Genomic DNA, 18,689 nt, shown 5'->3' on the forward strand with positions numbered 1-18,689 from the left:
CCCGCGGTTGAAGCCCGGCGGCTCGGGCAAGTATAATAAGCTTGTGTGAGCGGAGAGGATGGCGGCTATGAAAAAAAATACAATCACGCTCGTGTTGTTTCTGATCGTCGGCCTGCTGGCCGGCGTGATCGTCGGGCAGCTGCTGGAGCCGGTGCCTGCACTGGGCTTTTTGAGCAAATCGACGCAGATCAGCTGGGAGCCAAAAGGCGATCTTCAGGTGCTGAAATACGAGCTTCACCTGCAAATTAAATTGAATCTCTGCACCATTTTGGGATTGGCCGGTGCATACTTGCTATACCGCAAGCTGTGAGCGGTAGGGCAATAAAAGTCCGGTGAACAAGTGGCCGGAGAGTCGATAGGGAGCTGGAACAGCGTCAGCATTCTCCTTGTAGACGGATTTTCACCCCAAACGGGGTCATTCCATCGAAAATCCGGCTACTACAGCGAGTGGAAACCGCTATCGACCGGAGGACACTGGTTTTTCACCAAGCTTTTAAACAAAAGGAGTTGACTGACGTTTGAAACCCGCATTGTCTCAAACTTTGATCCTGGCTTCGTCGTCTCCGCGCCGTCAGGAGCTGGTCCGCTCGCTGGGACTCCCTTATATCATTCGGGCCAGCGACGTGGATGAGACCGTCGAAGGAGCGCGAAGTCCGCAGGAATTTGTCGAAATTCTCGCTTTGCGCAAAGCTGAAGCCGTGCGCGGCATGCTCAGCGGCACGGATGAAGCCGACGGTGTCATTATTGGCTCGGATACGATTGTCGTACATCGCGGCGAGGTGTTGGGCAAGCCGGCGGACGAAGCGGATGCTTACCGCATGCTGGAGGCTCTGCAAGGAGCCGCTCACGAGGTTTACACGGGCCTGGCCTGTGTGGATATCCGCCGCGGCCGCCCGACTATCCAAGCAAGCGAAGGCGCAACGCAAGCGGCGGTACGGCTTGGCGATGTCGGCCAATTTCGCAGCGTTGCCGCTGAAGCAGACGCCGCGGCCGTTACGCTGCTCGGCTATACGGCCAGCAAGGTGACGTTCCGGCCGATGAGCGATCAGGAGATCCGCGCTTACATAGCGACAGGTCAGCCGATGGACAAAGCCGGCGCTTACGGCGTACAGGGCATCGGCTCGCTGTTTATCGAGAAGATCGAAGGGGATTTTTACAGCGTGATGGGTTTGCCGATGAATTTGCTTTATGCGATGCTGCGTCAGTTGGGGATCAGTCCTTTTCAGGCGTAGCCCGCAAGCTGTGCGGGTAAAGCGGCTCTGCCGCCGCCGACATTGACGATGCTATCTGTAACGGTTACAATAACAGTAACTGACTTGTATTCGCTTTCTAACAGGGGGGAACGCGATGAACAGCGAATTTACGATAGCTGTGCACAGCCTCGTCCTGCTTGCTCATTTGCCCGGGCATATGGCGACGAGCGAGGAAATTGCCGTGAACGTATCCACGCATTCAGCGCGCATTCGCAAGGTGATGGGCTTTTTGCGCAAAGCGGGTTATGTAGCGACAAAGGAGGGCATCGGCGGCGGTTTCATTTTGCAGTGCGACCCGAATCAGGTGACGCTGGCCGAGATTTATCGGCTGACCTGTCCTGGCTCGCTCAAGCCGAACTGGTGCTCCGGCGACGAGAGCAAGCCTTGCGTCGTTGCTTCCAAGATGGACAAGGTGATGAGCACGGTATTTGCCAATGCGGAAAAGCAGATGGAGGCCTATCTGGAGCAGCGCACAATCGGCGATTTGCTGCACTGGGTTTACAATTTGGAGCAGATGTGTCCGAACGCAACTAGCGATTCGTGCAGCTGAAGCCCCCGGCAAGGGACGCCGGGGGTTTTCACTTGCGGCTTATTTTACAATAATTTCATATAAAATATATATTTTTACATTTCTTCACTCCTCTCCCTGCCCTCGAATGATATAATGAATGGGATAAGCCCAAGTAACACATTCTACCTAGAGGAAGAAGGGAAAAGCATGGAAGCCACTGGCTTGACGCTGCGGGAAATCCCGCCCGAAGAAAGACCGAGGGAGAGGATGCTGAAGTACGGCGCCGAGATGCTAAGCAACGCGGAGCTGCTGGCAGTTATTTTAAGGACGGGTACGTATTCGGAGTCGGCTGTCCGGCTTGCCGAGCGCATGCTGTCGGAATGCGGGGGCTTGCGCAAGCTTGTCGATATGAGCAAGGATCAGCTGACGCAAATACGCGGCATCGGTCAGGCTAAGGCGCTGCAGATTCAAGCCGGCATCGAGCTGGGGCGCAGGCTTTCCAAAAGCAAGCTGGAAGAGAACGTAACGATCCGTTCGCCCAAGGATGCCGCCGATCTGGTGATGGAGCAGCTGCGTTATTTGCAAAAGGAGCATTTTGTCTGCTTGTTCCTGAATACGAAGCATCGCGTCGTTGCACAGGAAACGCTGTCGATGGGCAGCCTCAATGCATCGATTGTTCATCCGCGCGAGGTGTTCCGGGCAGCCATTAAACGCAGCAGCGCAGCGATTATTTGCGTGCACAACCATCCGAGCGGCGATCCGATGCCTAGTCCCGAGGATATCGAAATGACGCAGCGGCTGAGCGAAGCTGGCTCCATTATCGGCATTGAAGTGCTGGATCACATCATTATTGGGGATCAGAAGTTCGTAAGTTTGAAGGAGCATGGCTATATGTAATATAATGATAAGTATGCTCAATACAAGATACAGAGATCGAGCACATCGGGAAAGGAGTAACTGTCATGTTTGGAGGGTTTACAAAAGATTTGGGCATTGATTTAGGGACAGCGAACACCCTTGTATATGTAAAAGGCAGAGGAATTATCGTGAGGGAGCCCTCGGTGGTTGCACTCCGTACCGATACAAAAACGATCGAAGCCGTCGGCAACGACGCAAAAAAAATGATTGGCCGTACGCCGGGCAATATTCGGGCTATCCGGCCGATGAAGGACGGCGTCATCGCCGACTTCGAGACGACGTCCACCATGATTCGTTACTTTTTGAAGCAGGCGCAGAAGGACCGCTGGCTGTTCCAGCGTCATCCCAACGTAATGGTATGCGTGCCGTCCGGGATTACCGCGGTTGAGAAGCGTGCGGTAGAAGACGCAACGAAGCAAGCCGGCGCTCGCGAAGCCTACACGATCGAAGAGCCGTTCGCTGCAGCGATCGGAGCAGATTTGCCGGTCTGGGAGCCGACCGGGAGCATGGTGGTTGACATCGGCGGCGGCACGACAGAAGTAGCGGTTATCTCGCTCGGCGGCATCGTGACCAGCCGCTCGATCCGCATTGCTGGCGATGAGATGGACGACGCGATCATTCAATACATCAAGCGTACATATAATCTGATGATTGGGGAGCGCACCTCAGAGATGCTCAAGATGGAGATCGGCTCTGCGCTGCCGCTCGACAAGCCAATTGCCCAGGAAATTCGCGGGCGCGATCTGGTAAGCGGTCTGCCCAAGACGCTAAGCGTCACATCGGACGAGATCACCGATGCGTTGGCCGACACGGTTAACGCCATCGTCGACGCCGTCAAGATTACGCTGGAGAAATGTCCGCCAGAATTATCGGCCGATATTATGGACCGCGGCATCGTGTTGACCGGAGGGGGAGGTATGTTGCGCAATCTTGACCGTTTGCTGGCACGCGAGACGGGGATGCCTGTACTGGTTGCGGACAATCCACTGGACTGCGTGGCGATTGGCACCGGCCGCGCGCTCGAAAACATTCATTTGTTCAAGACAAGATCGGGGCCTGCGACGAAATTCAAGCGATGATAAAGTAGAAGGTGTTCATTTTGTTGAAATTCATGGGGAATAAAAGGCTGATCTTCCTGATGTTCGGCCTCATCTGCTTCTTTATTTTAATGGGGCTGACGCTTGGCGCCCGGGCGCCGATGACGTGGCCGGAAAAATTCATCAAGGATACTGTCTCATGGACCCAAGGAATCTTCTACAAGCCCGCTGCAGCAATAGCGGGTTTCTTTGAGGATATTCGCAAGATGCGGGTCATTTATGAAGAAAACAAGACGCTCAAGCTGACTTTGACGCAATATGCGCGCGATACGCAGCGCCTGAATGAGCTGGAGGATCAGAACAAACGACTGATGGAGGCGCTGGGCTTCACCGAACGGCAGCGGCAGTCCAACAATTACATCTACCGGATTGCTGAAGTGGTAACCGTTAATCCCGATCCTTACAACAGCACGATTTCCATTGATCTGGGCGACAAGGACGGCATCAAAGAGAACATGGCGGTGATGACGATTGACGGTCTGGTCGGCCGCGTCAACAAGGTGTTCGGCTTTCATTCGAACGTTCAGCTGCTCACCGACATTACCGATACCGACAATAACTCCAAGGCGATTGCCGTTTCGGTCAAGGGCAAGGAAAGTCAGTCGTTCGGCATGATTGAGAGCTATGATGCCAAAACCGGCTATCTGGTGATGAACAAGGTGGACCAGGCTGATCCGATGCAGGTCGGGGATACCGTCATTACCTCGGGGCTTGGCCAAGTATTTCCGGGGGGCATTGAGGTGGGCCGGATTGTATCGATTGGCCCTGGCGAGTTTGGCATTACGCACAAGGTGATGGTTGAGCCGAAGGCCAGCTTCCGTCACATTCGCGAAGTGTTCGTCATCGAAGTGCCGGAAGTGAAGTGAGGTGCGACTGTTGTTGATACGTCATGCAATGTGGCTGGTGCTGCTGGGTCTGTTTTTTTTGCAAGGCACGATCATTCCCTGGCTGATTCCGGCCTCCTGGCAAGATCAGGTGTATATCGCGCCGCATTTTACGCTGATTTTCGTTTTGTATATCGGACTTTTCGTACATCGTTATACCGCTTTAGTTTATGGACTTATTTTCGGGCTGCTGCAGGATTTTGATTATTACGGCGCGATGCTGGGTACGTATTCCTTCAGTATGGGGCTGGCCGGTTATTTGGCGGGACTCGTGCAGCGCAGGCAGCCGAATCTGCTTTTCTACAACCTGCTGATTACCGGCGTGGCGCTGCTGTTGTTTGAGCTGCTGAACTACGGCATTAACCGACTGTTCAACGTCATCAGCATCGATTTTCAATTCAGTTTGACGCATTACATGCTGCCCAGCGTATTGTTTAACCTGCTGTTCGCCTTGCTTGGTTATGTCCCGGCGCGCAAGCTGCTGGAGCGCGTGACGCTCGCGCCGACGGCGGGAGACGATTAATTTCGCAACCCAGCAGGAGATTCGACGTCGCGAACCGAATTGTAAAGGTTGGGGGGTCGAAAACTCGCTTATGTCGGTGCCAAAACATCATGTGACAATTAAAGGAGTCAAGGACGGACTCGTCTTTTTGCTGGACGATGCCTGTGAATGGGAAACGCTGCTCAAGGAATTGCAGCACAAACTGGAGAAAACGCACCAGCAAATTCTCACCGGGCCGATCGTTCACGTCCACGTCAAGCTGGGTGCGCGCGAGATCAGCGATGAGCTGAAGGAAGAAATTCGCGCCATCATCGGGCAAAAAGGGAATTTGCTGATTCAATCGATAGAGAGCCAACAACCGGATCCTGCCGGCGACAAGCCGACCGAGGTGCCGGTCAAAACGCTCAAGGGCATGGTCCGTTCCGGGCAAACGCTGCACCACGAAGGGCATCTGCTGTTCCTTGGGGATGTGAATCCGGGCGGGACGCTGACCTGTACCGGCAACATTTATGTGATGGGCTCGCTGCGCGGGATGGCCCATGCCGGGCTGAACGGCGACGAGTCGGCCATTATCGCAGCTTCGCATATGCGCCCGACACAGCTGCGGATTGCCGGCATCATCAGCAGGCCGCCGGACGAGTGGGGCATTGAAGAAGCTTTTATGGAATTCGCTTATATCAAGGAAGGCAAGATGGAAATCGACAAGCTCCATCAGCTGCATCGTCTCTGGCCGGAGGCGGAAGGCGGCTGATACAGCATACGGCACAAATACAGTTGTGGGAGTGAAGAGCCATGGGAGAGGCAATCGTAGTCACCTCGGGGAAAGGCGGCGTCGGTAAAACGACGACCTCGGCGAATCTCGGTACGGCGCTGGCGCTGCAGGGCAAAAAGGTCTGTATGGTCGATACGGATATCGGGCTGCGCAATCTGGATGTGGTGATGGGGTTGGAGAACCGGATTATCTACGATCTGGTCGACGTTGTAGACGGCCGCTGCCGGCTGCCGCAAGCGCTGATCAAGGACAAGCGATTCGATGAGCTGTACCTGCTGCCCGCAGCGCAAACCAAAGACAAGCACGCCGTTTCGCCCGAGAGCGTCAAAGCGATTATCGCGGAGCTGAAACAGGAATTCGAATTTGTCATCATCGATTGCCCGGCTGGGATCGAGCAAGGCTTCAAGAATGCCGTAGCCGGCGCGGACAAGGCCATTGTCGTAACGACTCCGGAGAATGCCGCGGTTCGCGACGCAGACCGGATCATCGGGCTGTTGGAGAACGAAAAAATCGCATCGCCCAAACTGATCATCAACCGGATTCGCGCCAACATGGTCAAAAAAGGCGAAATGCTCGACATCGACGAGATTTGTGCTGTGCTGGCCATCGATTTGCTTGGCATTGTGCCTGATGACGAATACGTCATTAAAGCGGCCAATTCCGGAGAGCCAACCGTTATGAACCCGAGCTCGCGGGCAGCGATTGCTTATCGCAACATCGCCCGGCGCATTCTGGGAGACACGGTGCCGCTGATGCCGCTGGAGGACAAAACCGGATTCCTGAAGCGGATGAAAAAGTTTATCGGGATAGGATGATATACCCTGTGCTCGCCAAGCTGAAAAAGATCGATATTCCGATCGTTGTTATTTTGTTTGTGTTTATGATTATCAGCACCATGTTGGTTTACAGCGCGTCGATGGATCATCCGACCATTTCCATCGGCATCCAGAAGATGATTGTGCTGTATGTGATCGGTTTTTTGGCGTTTTTGGGCGTAAGCCTGTTCGATTATCGGCTGCTGCTCAAAATCTCTGTCTATTTGTACGGCGCAGGCGTTCTTTCCCTCTTGGCCGTTTACGTGTTCGGTGCGAAAATCAACGGAGCGCGCGGCTGGTTTGCACTGCCTGGCGGATTGAATTTCCAGCCTGCGGAGCTGGTCAAGCTGATTCTGGTCATCGTGCTGACCCGGCTTTTATCGCGTAAAGCAGGCGGCACGTTGGAATTCAGACGGGATTTGCTGCCGATTGGCGCTGCGGTTTTTTTACCTTTTCTGCTTGTGCTGATCCAACCGGATTTGGGCAATGCGATTATCTTCATCGTCATTCTCGTTGGGATGCTGTGGATCGCCAACATCAAATACATGCATGTGCTAATCGCAACTGTGGTTATTGTTGGCGGCAGTTTTCTCGCCCTATTGCTGTACCAGCATTTTCACGACCCGTTGTATGCCGTGCTGAAAAATTACGGCGTCAGCCACTGGGCAGATCGTATGGACACCTATTTGTTTCCGCAGAACGTTTCGCGGGACGAAAAATTTCAGGTGTATAACGCCGTACGGGCAATCGGTTCCGGCGGTTTCTACGGCGACGGTTACATGAAGGGTAATTCGGTGCATGCCAATCTGGTGCCGCTGGCGTATTCCGACTCGATCTTCGTCGTGGTTGGCGAGGAGTTCGGCTTCCGCGGCGCGGCCTTGCTGCTGCTGATTTACTTTTTGTTGATTTACCGAATGATCCTGATCTCGATTCAGAGCACGTTTCTGAGCGGTTCCTATGTGGTCGTGGGCATTGTTTCGATGATGGTGTTCCAAATTTTCGAGAACGTCGGAATGATGCTCGACATCATGCCGTTAACCGGGATTACGCTGCCTTTCGTCAGCTATGGAGGCACCTCGCTACTCATCAACATGATGTCGATTGGCTTGATCATGAGCGTGAAGCTGCATCAGGATATCGAGCCGGAACTGATATAAAAGCCGCTTTTCGAAGCGCTGCGCAATGGCCCCGAGCGGTCAGGCGCAGCGCTTTTTTGCTTGCCCGGCTCCAAGAGGCTTCCGTCAAACGAAGCGTGATTTCATAATCTTGTCCCGCGCTTCATACGCTTTAAGTAAACAAGCTATGAATGAGGGAGGGGACTTCCATGCAAGTCAAGGATACAGTCAAGCAGCGGCGTATGGAACGGCTGCGGCTTTTGCGCGAAGCCGGGGAAGCGGGAGGCGGACCTGAGTGGCCGGGAGCAGGAAGGGGACCGGGATTCGGATCGGTAAACGGAGCCGGACCAGCAGGCGGAGCTGCAACAGGACCAGCAGCCGGCATGGGAGCTGGTCGGTACGGCGGGTCCGGAAGCGGGAGCGGCATAACGAGTTCGCCGCTTGCACCGCGTCCGGCTGGTGCGTCGGACGAGGAGCGGGAGCCGATGACGGAAGATCGGGCCCGATGGCAGCGGCGCATGGAGGATCCGGAATTTGCTTGGCGCTACAAATACGAAAATGACGCGGTGCTGAACGGGCGCAGCAGCTGGTTCGGCGGCGGAGCGGAAAGCGATCAGGACGGCCCCGGCGGTCCGTCCCGGCGTTCGGCGCTTGCCGTAAAGCTGATGGTCAGCCTCGTGCTGTTCGCTGGCGTCTGGGGGCTGTTTCATGTCGAACAGCCGTGGGCTTCGGCCGGCAGAGGCTGGGTAACGTCCGCGCTGACCGAGCCCTTTGATTACCAGACGTTGTCGGTCTGGTATGCGCAGCGCTTCGGCGGCTCGCCTTCGTTCATCCCCAGCTTCCGCAGCCGAGAAAACGGGGAAGCGGTCAAGGTGAACGCCAGCAAACGGACGTTATTCTCGCCAGCCAAAGGCGTCGTAAGTACGCCGTTTGACGCCGGCGCACATTTGGGCGTGCTGCTGCAAACGGCTGCCGATGCGCCGGTTTATGCGCTTGACACGGGTCAGGTCGTTTTTGCCGGCGTGCAGGAGCATACAGGATTCACGATTGTTATCCGTCATCCGGGCGGCTTGCAGTCGGTGTACGGCTGGGTTAGCGATTCGCCGGTGCAGACGAACGACTGGATCAAAGGCGGTGAAGCGCTTGGCAAAGCGTCAGCGGGCGAAGCGGGCAAGGGCAAGCTGTACTTCGCCGTTACCCGTGACGGCAAGCCGGCGAATCCGACGGAAGTGATCGCTTTTGACTAAATGGCTCGGGACGCGGTACCGGTTTCATCCTTTGTTTATCCTCATGATGCTCGGTTCGGCGGTTACGGGCTTGTTTCTCGAAGCAGCCACGCTGTTTGGCGTCGTTTTGATTCATGAATTAGGCCACGTTGCCGCGGCGAAGGGCTTCGGCTGGCGGGTCAAAGAGGTGCAGCTGCTGCCTTTTGGCGGTGTCGCTGTTGTTGAAGAGCTTGGCTCGGTCTCGGCCCGCGAGGAGCTGCTGGTGGCGTTAGCCGGACCGCTTCAGCATGTATGGATGATGGCGCTCGCTTGGGCGATGCAGGCGGTCGGCGCGCCGGGCGGCGACTGGTGGGGGTATTTTTGGCAGGTGAATGCGATGATCGCGATGTTCAATCTGTTGCCGATTCTGCCGCTGGACGGTGGGAAGGTGATGATGTGCTTGCTTTCGTATGCGATGTCGTATCATCGCGCAATGGTTTACAGCGTGTGGGCGAGTCTTGTCCTGAGCTCGGGGGTCGTGCTTGCGGCGATCGGTCAAGGCGTTTTTGGCGGTGCCGGCAGTCGTCTGCAGCTAAATTTGGCAGTCATCGGGCTGTTTTTGCTCGTGTCCAACTGGTATGCCCTCAAGCAGCGGCAGTTTCACTTTATGCGCTTCCTGATGAACCGCAGCTTGCGTGCGGAATCGTTGATCGGGCAAGGTGCGCTGGCCCAGCCGATTGTGGTGCCGAAGGGGCGGCGCATCGCCGATGTCGTCAAGCTGCTGATGCGCGACAAATACCATTTGATCTATGTATTGGGGGAGCGCGGACGCATTCAAGCCGTCGTTCCGGAGCAGCAGCTGGTCAGGGGATTTTTGGAGGGGAAAAAAGCGGGGAGTGCAGTTTCGGAGCTTTTCATGTAGAATAGGCGTTGAGGTGAAAGCATGAAGCAGCTCATCATACACTGCGCTCCCGAGCTCACCCAATCCGCGCTTCTGGAGGAGGGGCGGCTGGTGGAGGCGGATGCGCAGTATCCGCTTGATACGAAACGAGCAGGCAGCATTTATTTGGGCCGTGTCGTTAACGTGCTTCCCGGCATGCAAGCCGCATTTGTCGATATCGGTCTAGCCAAGAACGCATTTCTCTATATAGATGATTTGCTCCCCGTCCATATGGACAAGCAGCCGAAGATCAAGCCGCCGATTACCGACCTTGTCGAGCCGGGCCAAAGCTTGATGCTGCAAATCAGCAAAGAGCCGGAAGGCACCAAGGGCGCGCGCGTGACGACGCACGTATCCATTCCCGGACGCTGGACGGTCTACATGCCGGATGCCGACTACATTGCGATTTCGCGCAAAATCGATCTGGAGGCCGAACGACAGCGGCTCAAGCAGATTGCCGAGGGTATGCTACAGCCGGGCGAGGGCGTCATCCTGCGAACCGGAGCGATCGGGCAAAGCGAGGAAGCGATTCGCGAGGATTTGCAAAATCTGCGCGATCTCTGGAACGCGATCCTGTCGAAGCGAGAGGGCGCTTCGGCTCCGTCGCAGCTGTACCAGGATCTGGACCTGCTGCCGCGGCTGGCCCGCGATGTGATCAGCGACGATGTGCAGGAGGTTTGGATTAATGATCGCGGCGTTTATGAGGAAATGCGTACTTTAATCCGCAAGGCGAGCCCGCGCTGGCCGGGGCGGCTGGCATTCTACGACCGCAAGGTGCCGCTGTTCGACCAGTTCGGCATCACCGAGGAATTGAGCCGCAGCTTGCGCCGCAAAATCTGGCTGCCGAGCGGCGGTTACCTGATCATCGACCAGACCGAGGCGCTCACGGTGATCGACGTGAACACGGGGCGGTATACCGGCTCCGTCGATCTGGAACAGACCGTCTTCGAAATCAACCGCGAAGCGGCGTGGGAAATTCCCAGGCTGCTGCGGCTGCGCAATATTCGCGGCATCATCATTGTTGATTTTATCGATATGAGCTCTGATCACAACCGCACGGTCGTTATGGAAACCATCTCGCAAGCCGTTCGCAAGGACCGTTCCAAAACGGTGATCGTTGGCTGGACCAAGCTGGGCCTGCTCGAAATGACGCGCAAGCGCAAATAGACGGTTGCATAGTCAGACGTATCTGTGTTACAATAGCAAAAGTGTGTTGCTTAGGCATGCGCTGTAACCGCGCGAATCAGGTATGAGTTCTATAAGCGGGACAGGTCCCCACCTGGACATAGGCGAGTCTGAGACATGAGGAGGTGCAACGAAATGTACGCAATTATCGAGACTGGCGGCAAACAGTACAAAGTTCAAGAGGGCGATGTTCTTTACATCGAGAAATTGAATGCGGCTGAAGGCGAAGTAGTTTCTTTTGATCGTGTGCTTGCCGTATCCAAAGAGAGCGGACTGGTAGTCGGTTCCCCGCTGGTATCCGGCGCAGCCGTATCCGCGAAAGTGGAAAAACACGGCAAAGGCGAGAAAATCATCGTCTACAAGTACAAAGCGAAAAAGAACTATCACAAAAAGCAAGGTCATCGTCAACCCTACACGAAAGTGGTTGTTGAGAAAATCCAAGCTTAATTAAGAGGCGCGCCTTATGATCTATGTAACCATAGAGCGGCAATCGCCGGAACAGACCGACATCACGGCTTTTGTGGTGGAGGGCCATGCAGAATATGACGTGCCCGGCAAGGACTTGGTTTGCGCCGCGGTATCGGCCGTCACGGTCGGAGCTTGTAATGCGGTTGAGCAATTGACCGGCATTATTCCGCTTCACGAGATGGACAAAGGGCTGTTGGATATTACGCTCCCGCCTTTGCCGGAAGAGAAGCGCAAGCCGGTGCAGCTGCTGCTGGAAGGAATGCTCGTCATGCTGCAAACCATTGAACAATCATACGGTGAGTATATAACGATTGAAACCATCTATAGCAAAGGAGGATGACACCATGTTGAAGTTGGATCTCCAGTTATTCGCTTCGAAGAAGGGCGTAGGCTCGACGAAGAACGGACGTGACAGCATCGCGAAGCGCCTTGGCGCAAAACGTGCTGACGGCCAAACGGTTACAGCCGGAAGCATTCTCGTGCGCCAACGCGGCACGAAAATTCACCCGGGCAACAACGTAGGCATCGGCAAGGACGATACGCTGTTTGCTCTGGTACAAGGCGTAGTGAAATTCGAACGCTGGGGTCGCGATCGCAAAAAAGTGAGCGTGTACCCGGTTGAAGTAGCTCCCGTAGCTGCTGCAGTTGAAGTTTAATAAAATCCCCGGCGAGCGATAAGTTCGCTGGGGTTTTTTGTTTATGCAACAGGTTGTCCACGTGCTGTAACTAAGTGGTGATAATTTCCAGTTTTAATGTTATACTGAGAAACGGTTACATAGCATGCGGAGAACGGGGAGAAGCGGGAATGAAGCGAACAAGCGGGGTTCAGGTCTATCTGCTCGCGATTGTGCTGATCGGATGGACGGGCCTGTTTTTGCTGGATGCATGGCCGGTGCGGGCAGCGCTGCTGATTATTTCGGCTGCAGCCGGCTGGGCAGCCCACAGGCTTGAGCTGAGCCGGCAACGCGAGCAAGCTGATCTGGACGCGATGCAGCGTGAGCAGCAGCATCATGCCAGTATTTTGCAGGTGGTCAACCGTCTGCGTCATGACTGGTTGAACGACTTGCAGCTGTTGTTCGGCTACATCCAGTTAAAGAAATATGAGCAATTGCAGCCTTTTATGGAAAAGCTAAAAGTAAAGATTCAGCAGGAAGGTTACGTGTCCAAGCTGGGCATTCCTTCGCTGATCGCTTTTCTGATTACTTTTCGCGTGCAGTCGCGCTCACTGCAGCTGGAGGTCGGGCTGGATCAGGAAGTCAACCTGCAGCAGCTGCCGGTGAGCGCGGAGCTGATTTCGTCGCTAGTGCGGGATACCGTGGAATTGTTCCGTGAGCACAGCGGCTCGGATTTGACCGGCAGCGGCGTGCTCAGCTTGGAGTTTGACGCGGGGGACGATCATTTGCTGATTGATTTTGTATACCAAGGCAGCTACGAGCGCGAAGCGCTGGAGCGGGCGATTCATAGCAGGCTGTCGAGCAGTCCGGCATACGGGCTGGAGACGAGCGACTTTCAAGAGGAAGAAGCGGTAATCGCGTTGCGGCTGCCGTTTCACACATAATGAGGTGTAACGATGTTTGTAGATAAGGCGAAGATTTTCGTAAAAGGCGGCGACGGCGGCGACGGGGTCGTGGCGTTTCGCCGGGAGAAATATGTGCCCGAGGGCGGTCCGGCCGGCGGCGACGGCGGCAGTGGCGGCGACGTGATTTTCCGTGTTGACGAGGGCTTGCGCACGCTGATGGATTTCCGCTATCAAAAGCATTTCAAGGCGCCGCGCGGCGAGAAGGGCCGCAACAAGGCCCAGCATGGCGCAAACGCCGAGGATATGATCGTGCGCGTGCCGCCGGGCACGGTTGTCATTGACGACGATACGCAGGAAGTGATCGCCGACTTGACCTGGCACGGACAGGAAGTTGTCGTGGCTCATGGCGGACGCGGCGGGCGCGGCAATATGCGTTTTGTGACTTCGCAGCATACGGCGCCGGAAATCGCCGAAAACGGCGAAGACGGTGAAGAACGTTGGGTGGTGCTGGAGCTCAAGGTGATGGCCGATGTCGGGCTGGTCGGCTTTCCGAGCGTTGGTAAATCGACGTTGTTGTCGGTGGTGTCGGCAGCGAAGCCGAAAATCGCCGCCTATCATTTTACCACGCTGACGCCGAATCTCGGGGTAGTCGATGTCGGCGACGGACGCAGCTTTGTCATGGCCGATCTGCCGGGGCTGATTGAAGGCGCGCATGTGGGCGTGGGCCTTGGGCATGAGTTCTTGCGCCATGTAGAGCGAACCCGCGTCATTGTCCATGTGGTCGACATGTCGGCTGCGGACGGCCGCGATCCGTATGAGGATTTTAACAAAATCAACGAAGAAATCAAGCTCTACAATGCCAAGCTGGAACAGCGCCCGCAATTGCTGGTCGCCAATAAAATGGACATGCCGGAATCCGCGGATAACCTGGAGCTGTTCAAAGAGCAGCTTGCTGCGGACGGGCGTGAGCTGGATATTTACGAAATTTCGGCGTTGACGCGCAGCGGCGTACAGGAGCTGCTCTACCGGATTGCTGAATTGCTGGAGAGCATCCCGGACGTGCCGGAGGTAGAAGAGGTTGCGGATGTGGAGGAGCGTAAGGTTTTCCGCTTCGAAAAACGCGAGGAGATGGACTATACCATTCGTCGCGAGAACGATACGTTCATTGTGGAAAGTCCGTCGATTGAAAGACTCATCAAGCGGACGAACTTTAGCACGCAGGACGGGATTATGCGTTTTGCACGGATTTTGCGCAATATGGGCATTGATCGTGAGCTGCGCAGCCGCGGCGCTGTCGACGGGCAGACGATCCGGATTGCCGATTTTGAGTTTGAATTTGTGGAGCGCGAATAGCAGAAGCGAGAGCACCCTTGGCGATCAAGGGTGTTTTTGTGTAGGTGGGACGGACGCTGCGCGAACCCCAAGCGCACATGAAAACCCCGGGAGGTTCGCGCAAATCTGCGCATACCGTAAAAAGCCTTGTGCAATAAGGTTTTCGTCTGGACAAAGCAGTGATTATCTGGTAAATTTTTATAAAAATCACTTGTCAATCAGTCCTCCGCGGACAGGTTCGCGCAAATTGCGCCACAAAGCCTTGCGGGGCAAGGGTTTGACAAGGGTGCTGTCGCTCTCCGTGCGAGAGCGTGGATTGAAACCCCGTTGTGTTCGGCGCAATATGCGTGATGATATCGTCGCTCTCCGTGCGAGAGCGTGGATTGAAACCTCCTGATCATTGGGATGCGGAACAACGAACGTAGTCGCTCTCCGTGCGAGAGCGTGGATTGAAACTGGACACTAAACAGGTTGGGGATTTTGACAAGTATCGTCGCTCTCCGTGCGAGAGCGTGGATTGAAACAATTAACGGATTTTCGATTTTTGTGTCGCTGCATAGTCGCTCTCCGTGCGAGAGCGTGGATTGAAACAAATCGGCGGATAACCCGAAAACATTGGTCGGCAGTCGCTCTCCGTGCGAGAGCGTGGATTGAAACGATGCGTTGCGCCGTCCGAAATTTCGAGCGGCAATGGTCGCTCTCCGTGCGAGAGCGTGGATTGAAACCAGATAGTTGCTCATATTATTTGGCATTGTCCGAGGTCGCTCTCCGTGCGAGAGCGTGGATTGAAACGCGGGGATCAGCTTTTTAACAATTCCAATCGCGGTCGCTCTCCGTGCGAGAGCGTGGATTGAAACTACCCTTTTCTTGCTACCTTGTCTAGTATTGCTGGTCGCTCTCCGTGCGAGAGCGTGGATTGAAACTTACCAAAAGACGGGCGCGACATATATAAGGCAAGTCGCTCTCCGTGCGAGAGCGTGGATTGAAACCAGTGTGGCAGGATCATGGAGTTCAACCATCGTAGTCGCTCTCCGTGCGAGAGCGTGGATTGAAACAGGTAGTTAGTCATGGCGACGACCATTTCGGATAGTCGCTCTCCGTGCGAGAGCGTGGATTGAAACCCCGTACTTCTGCATACCTTTTTCCGGCCTTCATGTCGCTCTCCGTGCGAGAGCGTGGATTGAAACTTGACCATAGCAATATTTTCGTCTGTGGCTTCAAGTCGCTCTCCGTGCGAGAGCGTGGATTGAAACGACTTGTGGGGCGGCTCGAATCCCCTCAACCCGAGTCGCTCTCCGTGCGAGAGCGTGGATTGAAACTTGCTGTCCATCGCCTCCAGCGCTCCGGCTCCGCGTCGCTCTCCGTGCGAGAGTGTGGATTGAAACAGCAATGATTTGTCCAATTTGCTGCGATAGCTGCTTGTCGCTCTCCGTGCGAGAGTGTGGATTGAAACCGGGCCGACCGGCTGCAAGTTACCGCTGTCCGGGGTCGCTCTCCGTGCGAGAGTGTGGATTGAAACAAAGGTCAGCCAGGTAAATTCGCACTGACTAAGATCGCTCTCCGTGCGAGAGCGTGTTTTGAAACATCAAGAAGCCTCAACAGGCTTCTTATTTTTTTATCTTTCCTTGTGAATTTAATGTAATGAAACTTGACACAAACTTCAAAAACCTTTACGATTTTATTATAAAATCAACATATCAACGTTTTTAAGTTATATAAACTAACGTATAAATAACAACGGGAGGGGTCGTCTTATGAAAGAGTGGATTCAGGCTGTAGGAAACGGCGGCCCGGCCGCTCGCGATTTGACGTATGAAGAGGCGGTGGCTGCGGCGCGTGCCATAGCCGAAGGTGAGTCCACAGATGCGCAAAATGCCGCTTTTCTCATGGCGCTGCGGATGAAGGGGGAGACCGGCGAAGAGCTTCGAGCCTTTGTCGATGTATTCCGCGCTCATCGATTGCCGTTCATTGAGCATAAGCATTCGCTTAACAGTATAAGCCCCTACGAAGGCCGGCATTTTGTCCCCGTCTCGCTGGCAGTCAGCTTGCTGCTCGCTTCCGTCGGTTTTCCCCAGGTGCTGCATGGCAGCGGCAAGCTGCCCCCGAAGCTGGGCGTATCGTTAAAAGAGATCGTCGAAGGGCTGGGCGTCGCCGTTGATTTATCAGTGCATGCGTGGGAAACCGTGTTCGTGCATCACCAGATTGGGTTTTTGTGGACGGATCGTCTCTGTCCCCCCATTGGCCGACTGCGGCAGGTGAGGGAGCAACTCGGGGTGCGGACGGTGATCAACACGGTAGAGAAAATGATCAATCCGGTGCATTCGTCCAATTTGATCATAGGGGTACGCAGCAGGGCGATGATGGAGACATTGGTGCCGATTTGCGCGCAATCCGGTTTTCAGACCGTCTATATCGTGCAGGGGATGGAGGGCTCCGAGGATTTGGCGATTTGTGAAAAAAGCCTGATCCGCATCGTAACGCCGTGGGGCGACGAATCCCGAATGGTCGAGCCGCAAAAATTTGGCTTCGCCGCAGGCCCGCTGACGCCGATGAACCGGGAGGAGCAAATTGCCGTGCTGTTGCGGCTGCTCGCTGGCGACGACGGACCTGAGCTGCGGAGGGAACGGGATCATATTGTTTTCAATGCGGGGCTGCGGCTGATGTGGTTTGATAAAGTAACCAGCTATGAAGAGGGCTTTCAGCTTGCGGACGCGCTGCTGCGCCGTAAAGAAGCCGATAAGCTATTGCGTCGCTGGAGCGAGCTCAGCACAAGGCTGTATATGCAGGAGGCCGGGCTGCGGGCCAATTAACGAAAACACGTGCATCAGGCGCGTGTTTTTTTGCGCATGCGGACCGGATCGGCAGTATCGGCAGTCGGAACGTTGCCCACAATGATGTCTGAATATGCGCGGCGAAGCGGATTGGCAGGATTTACAGCTAAACGCTCGTCATTGGATATGTTACCATAATGTCACGGTACATCTTGCATGCTTCTTCCTCTCGGCACATTAACGACTCTAATCTTTCACCGTAGGAGGACTACATCATGAAAAAACAATTATTAGCTCTGCTGCTCGTCCCGGCCATCGCGCTAGGCGCTGCAGGTCCGCTCGTCCCGCGTGCGGCGGCGGCCACCGAAGCGCATGTCCTGTCCGGCGTCAGCTTCCGCGAAGCGCCTGATGTCAATTCAACCCGCATCCGTTATCTGAAAGCCGGAGAAGCTGTATCTGTGGTCGAAAAAGTCAACGCTTACTGGTATTACGTTCAGGATACGAGTGGCAAGCTTGGCTATGTATCGGCCAATGCAGGTTATCTCGATCTGTCGGCGCCGACTGTGCCGCAGCAGCCGGACAATGGTGCAGCCAAGCCGGGGACCGGCGTTATTGTCGCCAGCGTCAGCTTCCGCGAGCAAGCCAGCGAGACGTCGACGTGGATTCGCTATCTGAAAGCCGGAGAGAACGTGCAAATTTTAGAAAAAACGAACAGCTGGTGGTATAAAATTCAAGATGCCAGCGGCCGTACAGGTTATGTCAGCACCAACGCGAAATACATACAAGCGTCTGGTGTACCGAGCTCGCCAACGCCATCTCCAACGCCAACACCGACGCCAAAGCCAACACCGACACCAACGCCAACACCGACGCCAAAGCCGACACCAACGCCAACGCCAACACCGACGCCAAAGCCGACACCGACGCCAACGCCAACGCCGATTCCGTCCAGCGAGAAGGCGCAAAAAGTGATCGAAGCAGGCAAAAAATATCTCGGCACGCCCTACGAATACGGCTCCAGCCGTTCCAACACGGCCACGTTCGATTGCTCGGATTTTGTGCGTCAATCCTTTTTGGACGGGCTTGGCCTGAAGCTGCCTTCGGATTCCCGCAGTCAGGGCGCTTACGTCAAATCGCTTGGCGGAGCCACAACCGACTGGCGGCAGCTCAAGCCGGGCGACATCATGTTTTTTATGGATTATAAAGGAACGGCGGCTTCCAACTATTCGGGCATCAATAAAGCGGCGCAGACGATTTCGCATTCCGGCATTTATTTGGGTAATGGACAAATCCTTCATACGTATTCCAAAGAAAGCGGCGGCGTGCGCATTGATAATATTGCCGGGACTCATTGGGAGTATCGCTTCATGTTTGGCGGCAGTGCGTTTTAAAGTAAAGCAGT

Annotated in this window: 20 protein-coding genes, 1 CRISPR repeat array and 1 other annotated feature; all 20 genes read left to right on the top strand. The window is 55.0% G+C overall.

Translation table 11 applies throughout. The annotated features are described in order from the left end of the window. Nucleotides 1–67: 67 nt before the first annotated feature. The 20 genes from B5M42_RS05010 to B5M42_RS05105 all read left to right on the top strand — a co-directional run bounded on the left by B5M42_RS05010 (nucleotide 68) and on the right by B5M42_RS05105 (nucleotide 18,678). A complete protein-coding gene (locus B5M42_RS05010; protein WP_134755721.1) occupies nucleotides 68–310 on the top strand; it encodes a DUF4321 domain-containing protein in 243 nt (80 codons plus the stop codon). 208 nt (nucleotides 311–518) lie between these two features. Further along, nucleotides 519–1,232 (top strand): Maf family protein, encoded by a 714-nt coding sequence (locus B5M42_RS05015; RefSeq protein ID WP_134755719.1) that lies wholly within the window; start codon nucleotides 519–521, stop codon nucleotides 1,230–1,232. Between the two features lie 115 nt (nucleotides 1,233–1,347). Further along, complete coding sequence (locus B5M42_RS05020; protein ID WP_134755717.1) at nucleotides 1,348–1,803, top strand: RrF2 family transcriptional regulator; 456 nt, start codon at nucleotides 1,348–1,350, stop codon at nucleotides 1,801–1,803. Between the two features lie 168 nt (nucleotides 1,804–1,971). Beyond that, nucleotides 1,972–2,661, top strand: a complete 690-nt coding sequence (radC, locus tag B5M42_RS05025) for a RadC family protein (RefSeq protein WP_134755715.1) — start codon at nucleotides 1,972–1,974, stop codon at nucleotides 2,659–2,661. Between the two features lie 65 nt (nucleotides 2,662–2,726). Then, nucleotides 2,727–3,761: a rod shape-determining protein gene (locus B5M42_RS05030; RefSeq protein ID WP_134755713.1), complete on the top strand. Its 1,035-nt coding sequence runs from the start codon at nucleotides 2,727–2,729 to the stop codon at nucleotides 3,759–3,761. Between the two features lie 32 nt (nucleotides 3,762–3,793). Beyond that, nucleotides 3,794–4,645, top strand: coding sequence for a rod shape-determining protein MreC (gene mreC / locus B5M42_RS05035; RefSeq protein WP_329959257.1), 852 nt, complete (start codon nucleotides 3,794–3,796; stop codon nucleotides 4,643–4,645). A gap of 13 nt (nucleotides 4,646–4,658) precedes the next feature. Continuing rightward, nucleotides 4,659–5,186 (top strand): rod shape-determining protein MreD, encoded by a 528-nt coding sequence (mreD, locus tag B5M42_RS05040; protein WP_134755709.1) that lies wholly within the window; start codon nucleotides 4,659–4,661, stop codon nucleotides 5,184–5,186. A gap of 70 nt (nucleotides 5,187–5,256) precedes the next feature. Next, the gene (gene minC / locus B5M42_RS05045; protein WP_134755707.1) at nucleotides 5,257–5,916 is read left to right on the top strand and encodes a septum site-determining protein MinC; all 660 of its coding nucleotides are present in this window, start codon (nucleotides 5,257–5,259) and stop codon (nucleotides 5,914–5,916) included. Nucleotides 5,917–5,957: 41 nt separating this feature from the next. After that, nucleotides 5,958–6,752 carry a septum site-determining protein MinD gene (gene minD, locus B5M42_RS05050; protein ID WP_134755705.1) on the top strand — a complete coding sequence of 265 codons (795 nt, stop codon included), beginning with the start codon at nucleotides 5,958–5,960 and terminating at the stop codon, nucleotides 6,750–6,752. 8 nt (nucleotides 6,753–6,760) lie between these two features. Beyond that, the gene (locus tag B5M42_RS05055) at nucleotides 6,761–7,909 is read left to right on the top strand and encodes an FtsW/RodA/SpoVE family cell cycle protein (RefSeq protein WP_134755703.1); all 1,149 of its coding nucleotides are present in this window, start codon (nucleotides 6,761–6,763) and stop codon (nucleotides 7,907–7,909) included. A gap of 167 nt (nucleotides 7,910–8,076) precedes the next feature. Next, a complete protein-coding gene (locus B5M42_RS05060) occupies nucleotides 8,077–9,114 on the top strand; it encodes a M23 family metallopeptidase (RefSeq protein ID WP_167690168.1) in 1,038 nt (345 codons plus the stop codon). Continuing rightward, the gene (locus B5M42_RS05065) at nucleotides 9,107–9,994 is read left to right on the top strand and encodes a M50 family metallopeptidase (protein WP_134755699.1); all 888 of its coding nucleotides are present in this window, start codon (nucleotides 9,107–9,109) and stop codon (nucleotides 9,992–9,994) included. The genes B5M42_RS05060 and B5M42_RS05065 overlap by 8 nt, the downstream gene beginning before the upstream one ends. 21 nt (nucleotides 9,995–10,015) lie before the next feature. Next, complete coding sequence (locus B5M42_RS05070; RefSeq protein ID WP_134755697.1) at nucleotides 10,016–11,179, top strand: Rne/Rng family ribonuclease; 1,164 nt, start codon at nucleotides 10,016–10,018, stop codon at nucleotides 11,177–11,179. Between the two features lie 55 nt (nucleotides 11,180–11,234). Continuing rightward, nucleotides 11,235–11,319: a sequence feature (ribosomal protein L21 leader region), on the top strand. Nucleotides 11,320–11,332: 13 nt separating this feature from the next. After that, complete coding sequence (gene rplU / locus B5M42_RS05075) at nucleotides 11,333–11,644, top strand: 50S ribosomal protein L21 (protein WP_134755695.1); 312 nt, start codon at nucleotides 11,333–11,335, stop codon at nucleotides 11,642–11,644. Nucleotides 11,645–11,660: 16 nt separating this feature from the next. Continuing rightward, nucleotides 11,661–12,005, top strand: coding sequence for a ribosomal-processing cysteine protease Prp (locus tag B5M42_RS05080; protein ID WP_134755693.1), 345 nt, complete (start codon nucleotides 11,661–11,663; stop codon nucleotides 12,003–12,005). A 4-nt stretch (nucleotides 12,006–12,009) separates the two neighbouring features. After that, entirely contained in the window at nucleotides 12,010–12,321 is a 312-nt protein-coding gene (gene rpmA / locus B5M42_RS05085; protein ID WP_134755691.1) for a 50S ribosomal protein L27, read from the top strand. A gap of 149 nt (nucleotides 12,322–12,470) precedes the next feature. Further along, nucleotides 12,471–13,223 carry a Spo0B domain-containing protein gene (locus B5M42_RS05090; protein WP_134755689.1) on the top strand — a complete coding sequence of 251 codons (753 nt, stop codon included), beginning with the start codon at nucleotides 12,471–12,473 and terminating at the stop codon, nucleotides 13,221–13,223. Between the two features lie 12 nt (nucleotides 13,224–13,235). Then, nucleotides 13,236–14,537, top strand: a complete 1,302-nt coding sequence (obgE, locus tag B5M42_RS05095; protein ID WP_134755687.1) for a GTPase ObgE — start codon at nucleotides 13,236–13,238, stop codon at nucleotides 14,535–14,537. 270 nt (nucleotides 14,538–14,807) lie between these two features. Beyond that, nucleotides 14,808–16,100: a CRISPR direct-repeat array (repeat unit 32 nt; unit sequence GTCGCTCTCCGTGCGAGAGCGTGGATTGAAAC). Nucleotides 16,101–16,270: 170 nt separating this feature from the next. Next, entirely contained in the window at nucleotides 16,271–17,326 is a 1,056-nt protein-coding gene (locus B5M42_RS05100) for an anthranilate phosphoribosyltransferase (protein WP_134755685.1), read from the top strand. Between the two features lie 236 nt (nucleotides 17,327–17,562). After that, nucleotides 17,563–18,678 (top strand): C40 family peptidase, encoded by a 1,116-nt coding sequence (locus tag B5M42_RS05105; RefSeq protein WP_134755683.1) that lies wholly within the window; start codon nucleotides 17,563–17,565, stop codon nucleotides 18,676–18,678. Nucleotides 18,679–18,689: the final 11 nt, after the last annotated feature.

Source organism: Paenibacillus athensensis, from assembly GCF_004514475.2.
GTDB classification, from domain to species: domain Bacteria; phylum Bacillota; class Bacilli; order Paenibacillales; family NBRC-103111; genus Paenibacillus_AL; species Paenibacillus_AL athensensis.

Excerpts from the sequence above, each read along its gene's own strand:
- B5M42_RS05020 (WP_134755717.1), top strand. The coding sequence starts at position 1,348 with ATGAACAGCGAATTTACGATAGCTGTGCACAGCCTCGTCCTGCTTGCT.
- B5M42_RS05100 (WP_134755685.1), top strand. The coding sequence starts at position 16,271 with ATGAAAGAGTGGATTCAGGCTGTAGGAAACGGCGGCCCGGCCGCTCGC.
- B5M42_RS05080 (WP_134755693.1), top strand. The coding sequence starts at position 11,661 with ATGATCTATGTAACCATAGAGCGGCAATCGCCGGAACAGACCGACATC.
- B5M42_RS05030 (WP_134755713.1), top strand. The coding sequence starts at position 2,727 with ATGTTTGGAGGGTTTACAAAAGATTTGGGCATTGATTTAGGGACAGCG.
- B5M42_RS05090 (WP_134755689.1), top strand. The coding sequence starts at position 12,471 with ATGAAGCGAACAAGCGGGGTTCAGGTCTATCTGCTCGCGATTGTGCTG.
- mreC (WP_329959257.1), top strand. The coding sequence starts at position 3,794 with ATGGGGAATAAAAGGCTGATCTTCCTGATGTTCGGCCTCATCTGCTTC.
- obgE (WP_134755687.1), top strand. The coding sequence starts at position 13,236 with ATGTTTGTAGATAAGGCGAAGATTTTCGTAAAAGGCGGCGACGGCGGC.
- rplU (WP_134755695.1), top strand. The coding sequence starts at position 11,333 with ATGTACGCAATTATCGAGACTGGCGGCAAACAGTACAAAGTTCAAGAG.
- B5M42_RS05070 (WP_134755697.1), top strand. The coding sequence starts at position 10,016 with ATGAAGCAGCTCATCATACACTGCGCTCCCGAGCTCACCCAATCCGCG.
- B5M42_RS05010 (WP_134755721.1), top strand. The coding sequence starts at position 68 with ATGAAAAAAAATACAATCACGCTCGTGTTGTTTCTGATCGTCGGCCTG.
- radC (WP_134755715.1), top strand. The coding sequence starts at position 1,972 with ATGGAAGCCACTGGCTTGACGCTGCGGGAAATCCCGCCCGAAGAAAGA.
- minC (WP_134755707.1), top strand. The coding sequence starts at position 5,257 with ATGTCGGTGCCAAAACATCATGTGACAATTAAAGGAGTCAAGGACGGA.
- B5M42_RS05060 (WP_167690168.1), top strand. The coding sequence starts at position 8,077 with ATGCAAGTCAAGGATACAGTCAAGCAGCGGCGTATGGAACGGCTGCGG.
- rpmA (WP_134755691.1), top strand. The coding sequence starts at position 12,010 with ATGTTGAAGTTGGATCTCCAGTTATTCGCTTCGAAGAAGGGCGTAGGC.
- minD (WP_134755705.1), top strand. The coding sequence starts at position 5,958 with ATGGGAGAGGCAATCGTAGTCACCTCGGGGAAAGGCGGCGTCGGTAAA.
- B5M42_RS05105 (WP_134755683.1), top strand. The coding sequence starts at position 17,563 with ATGAAAAAACAATTATTAGCTCTGCTGCTCGTCCCGGCCATCGCGCTA.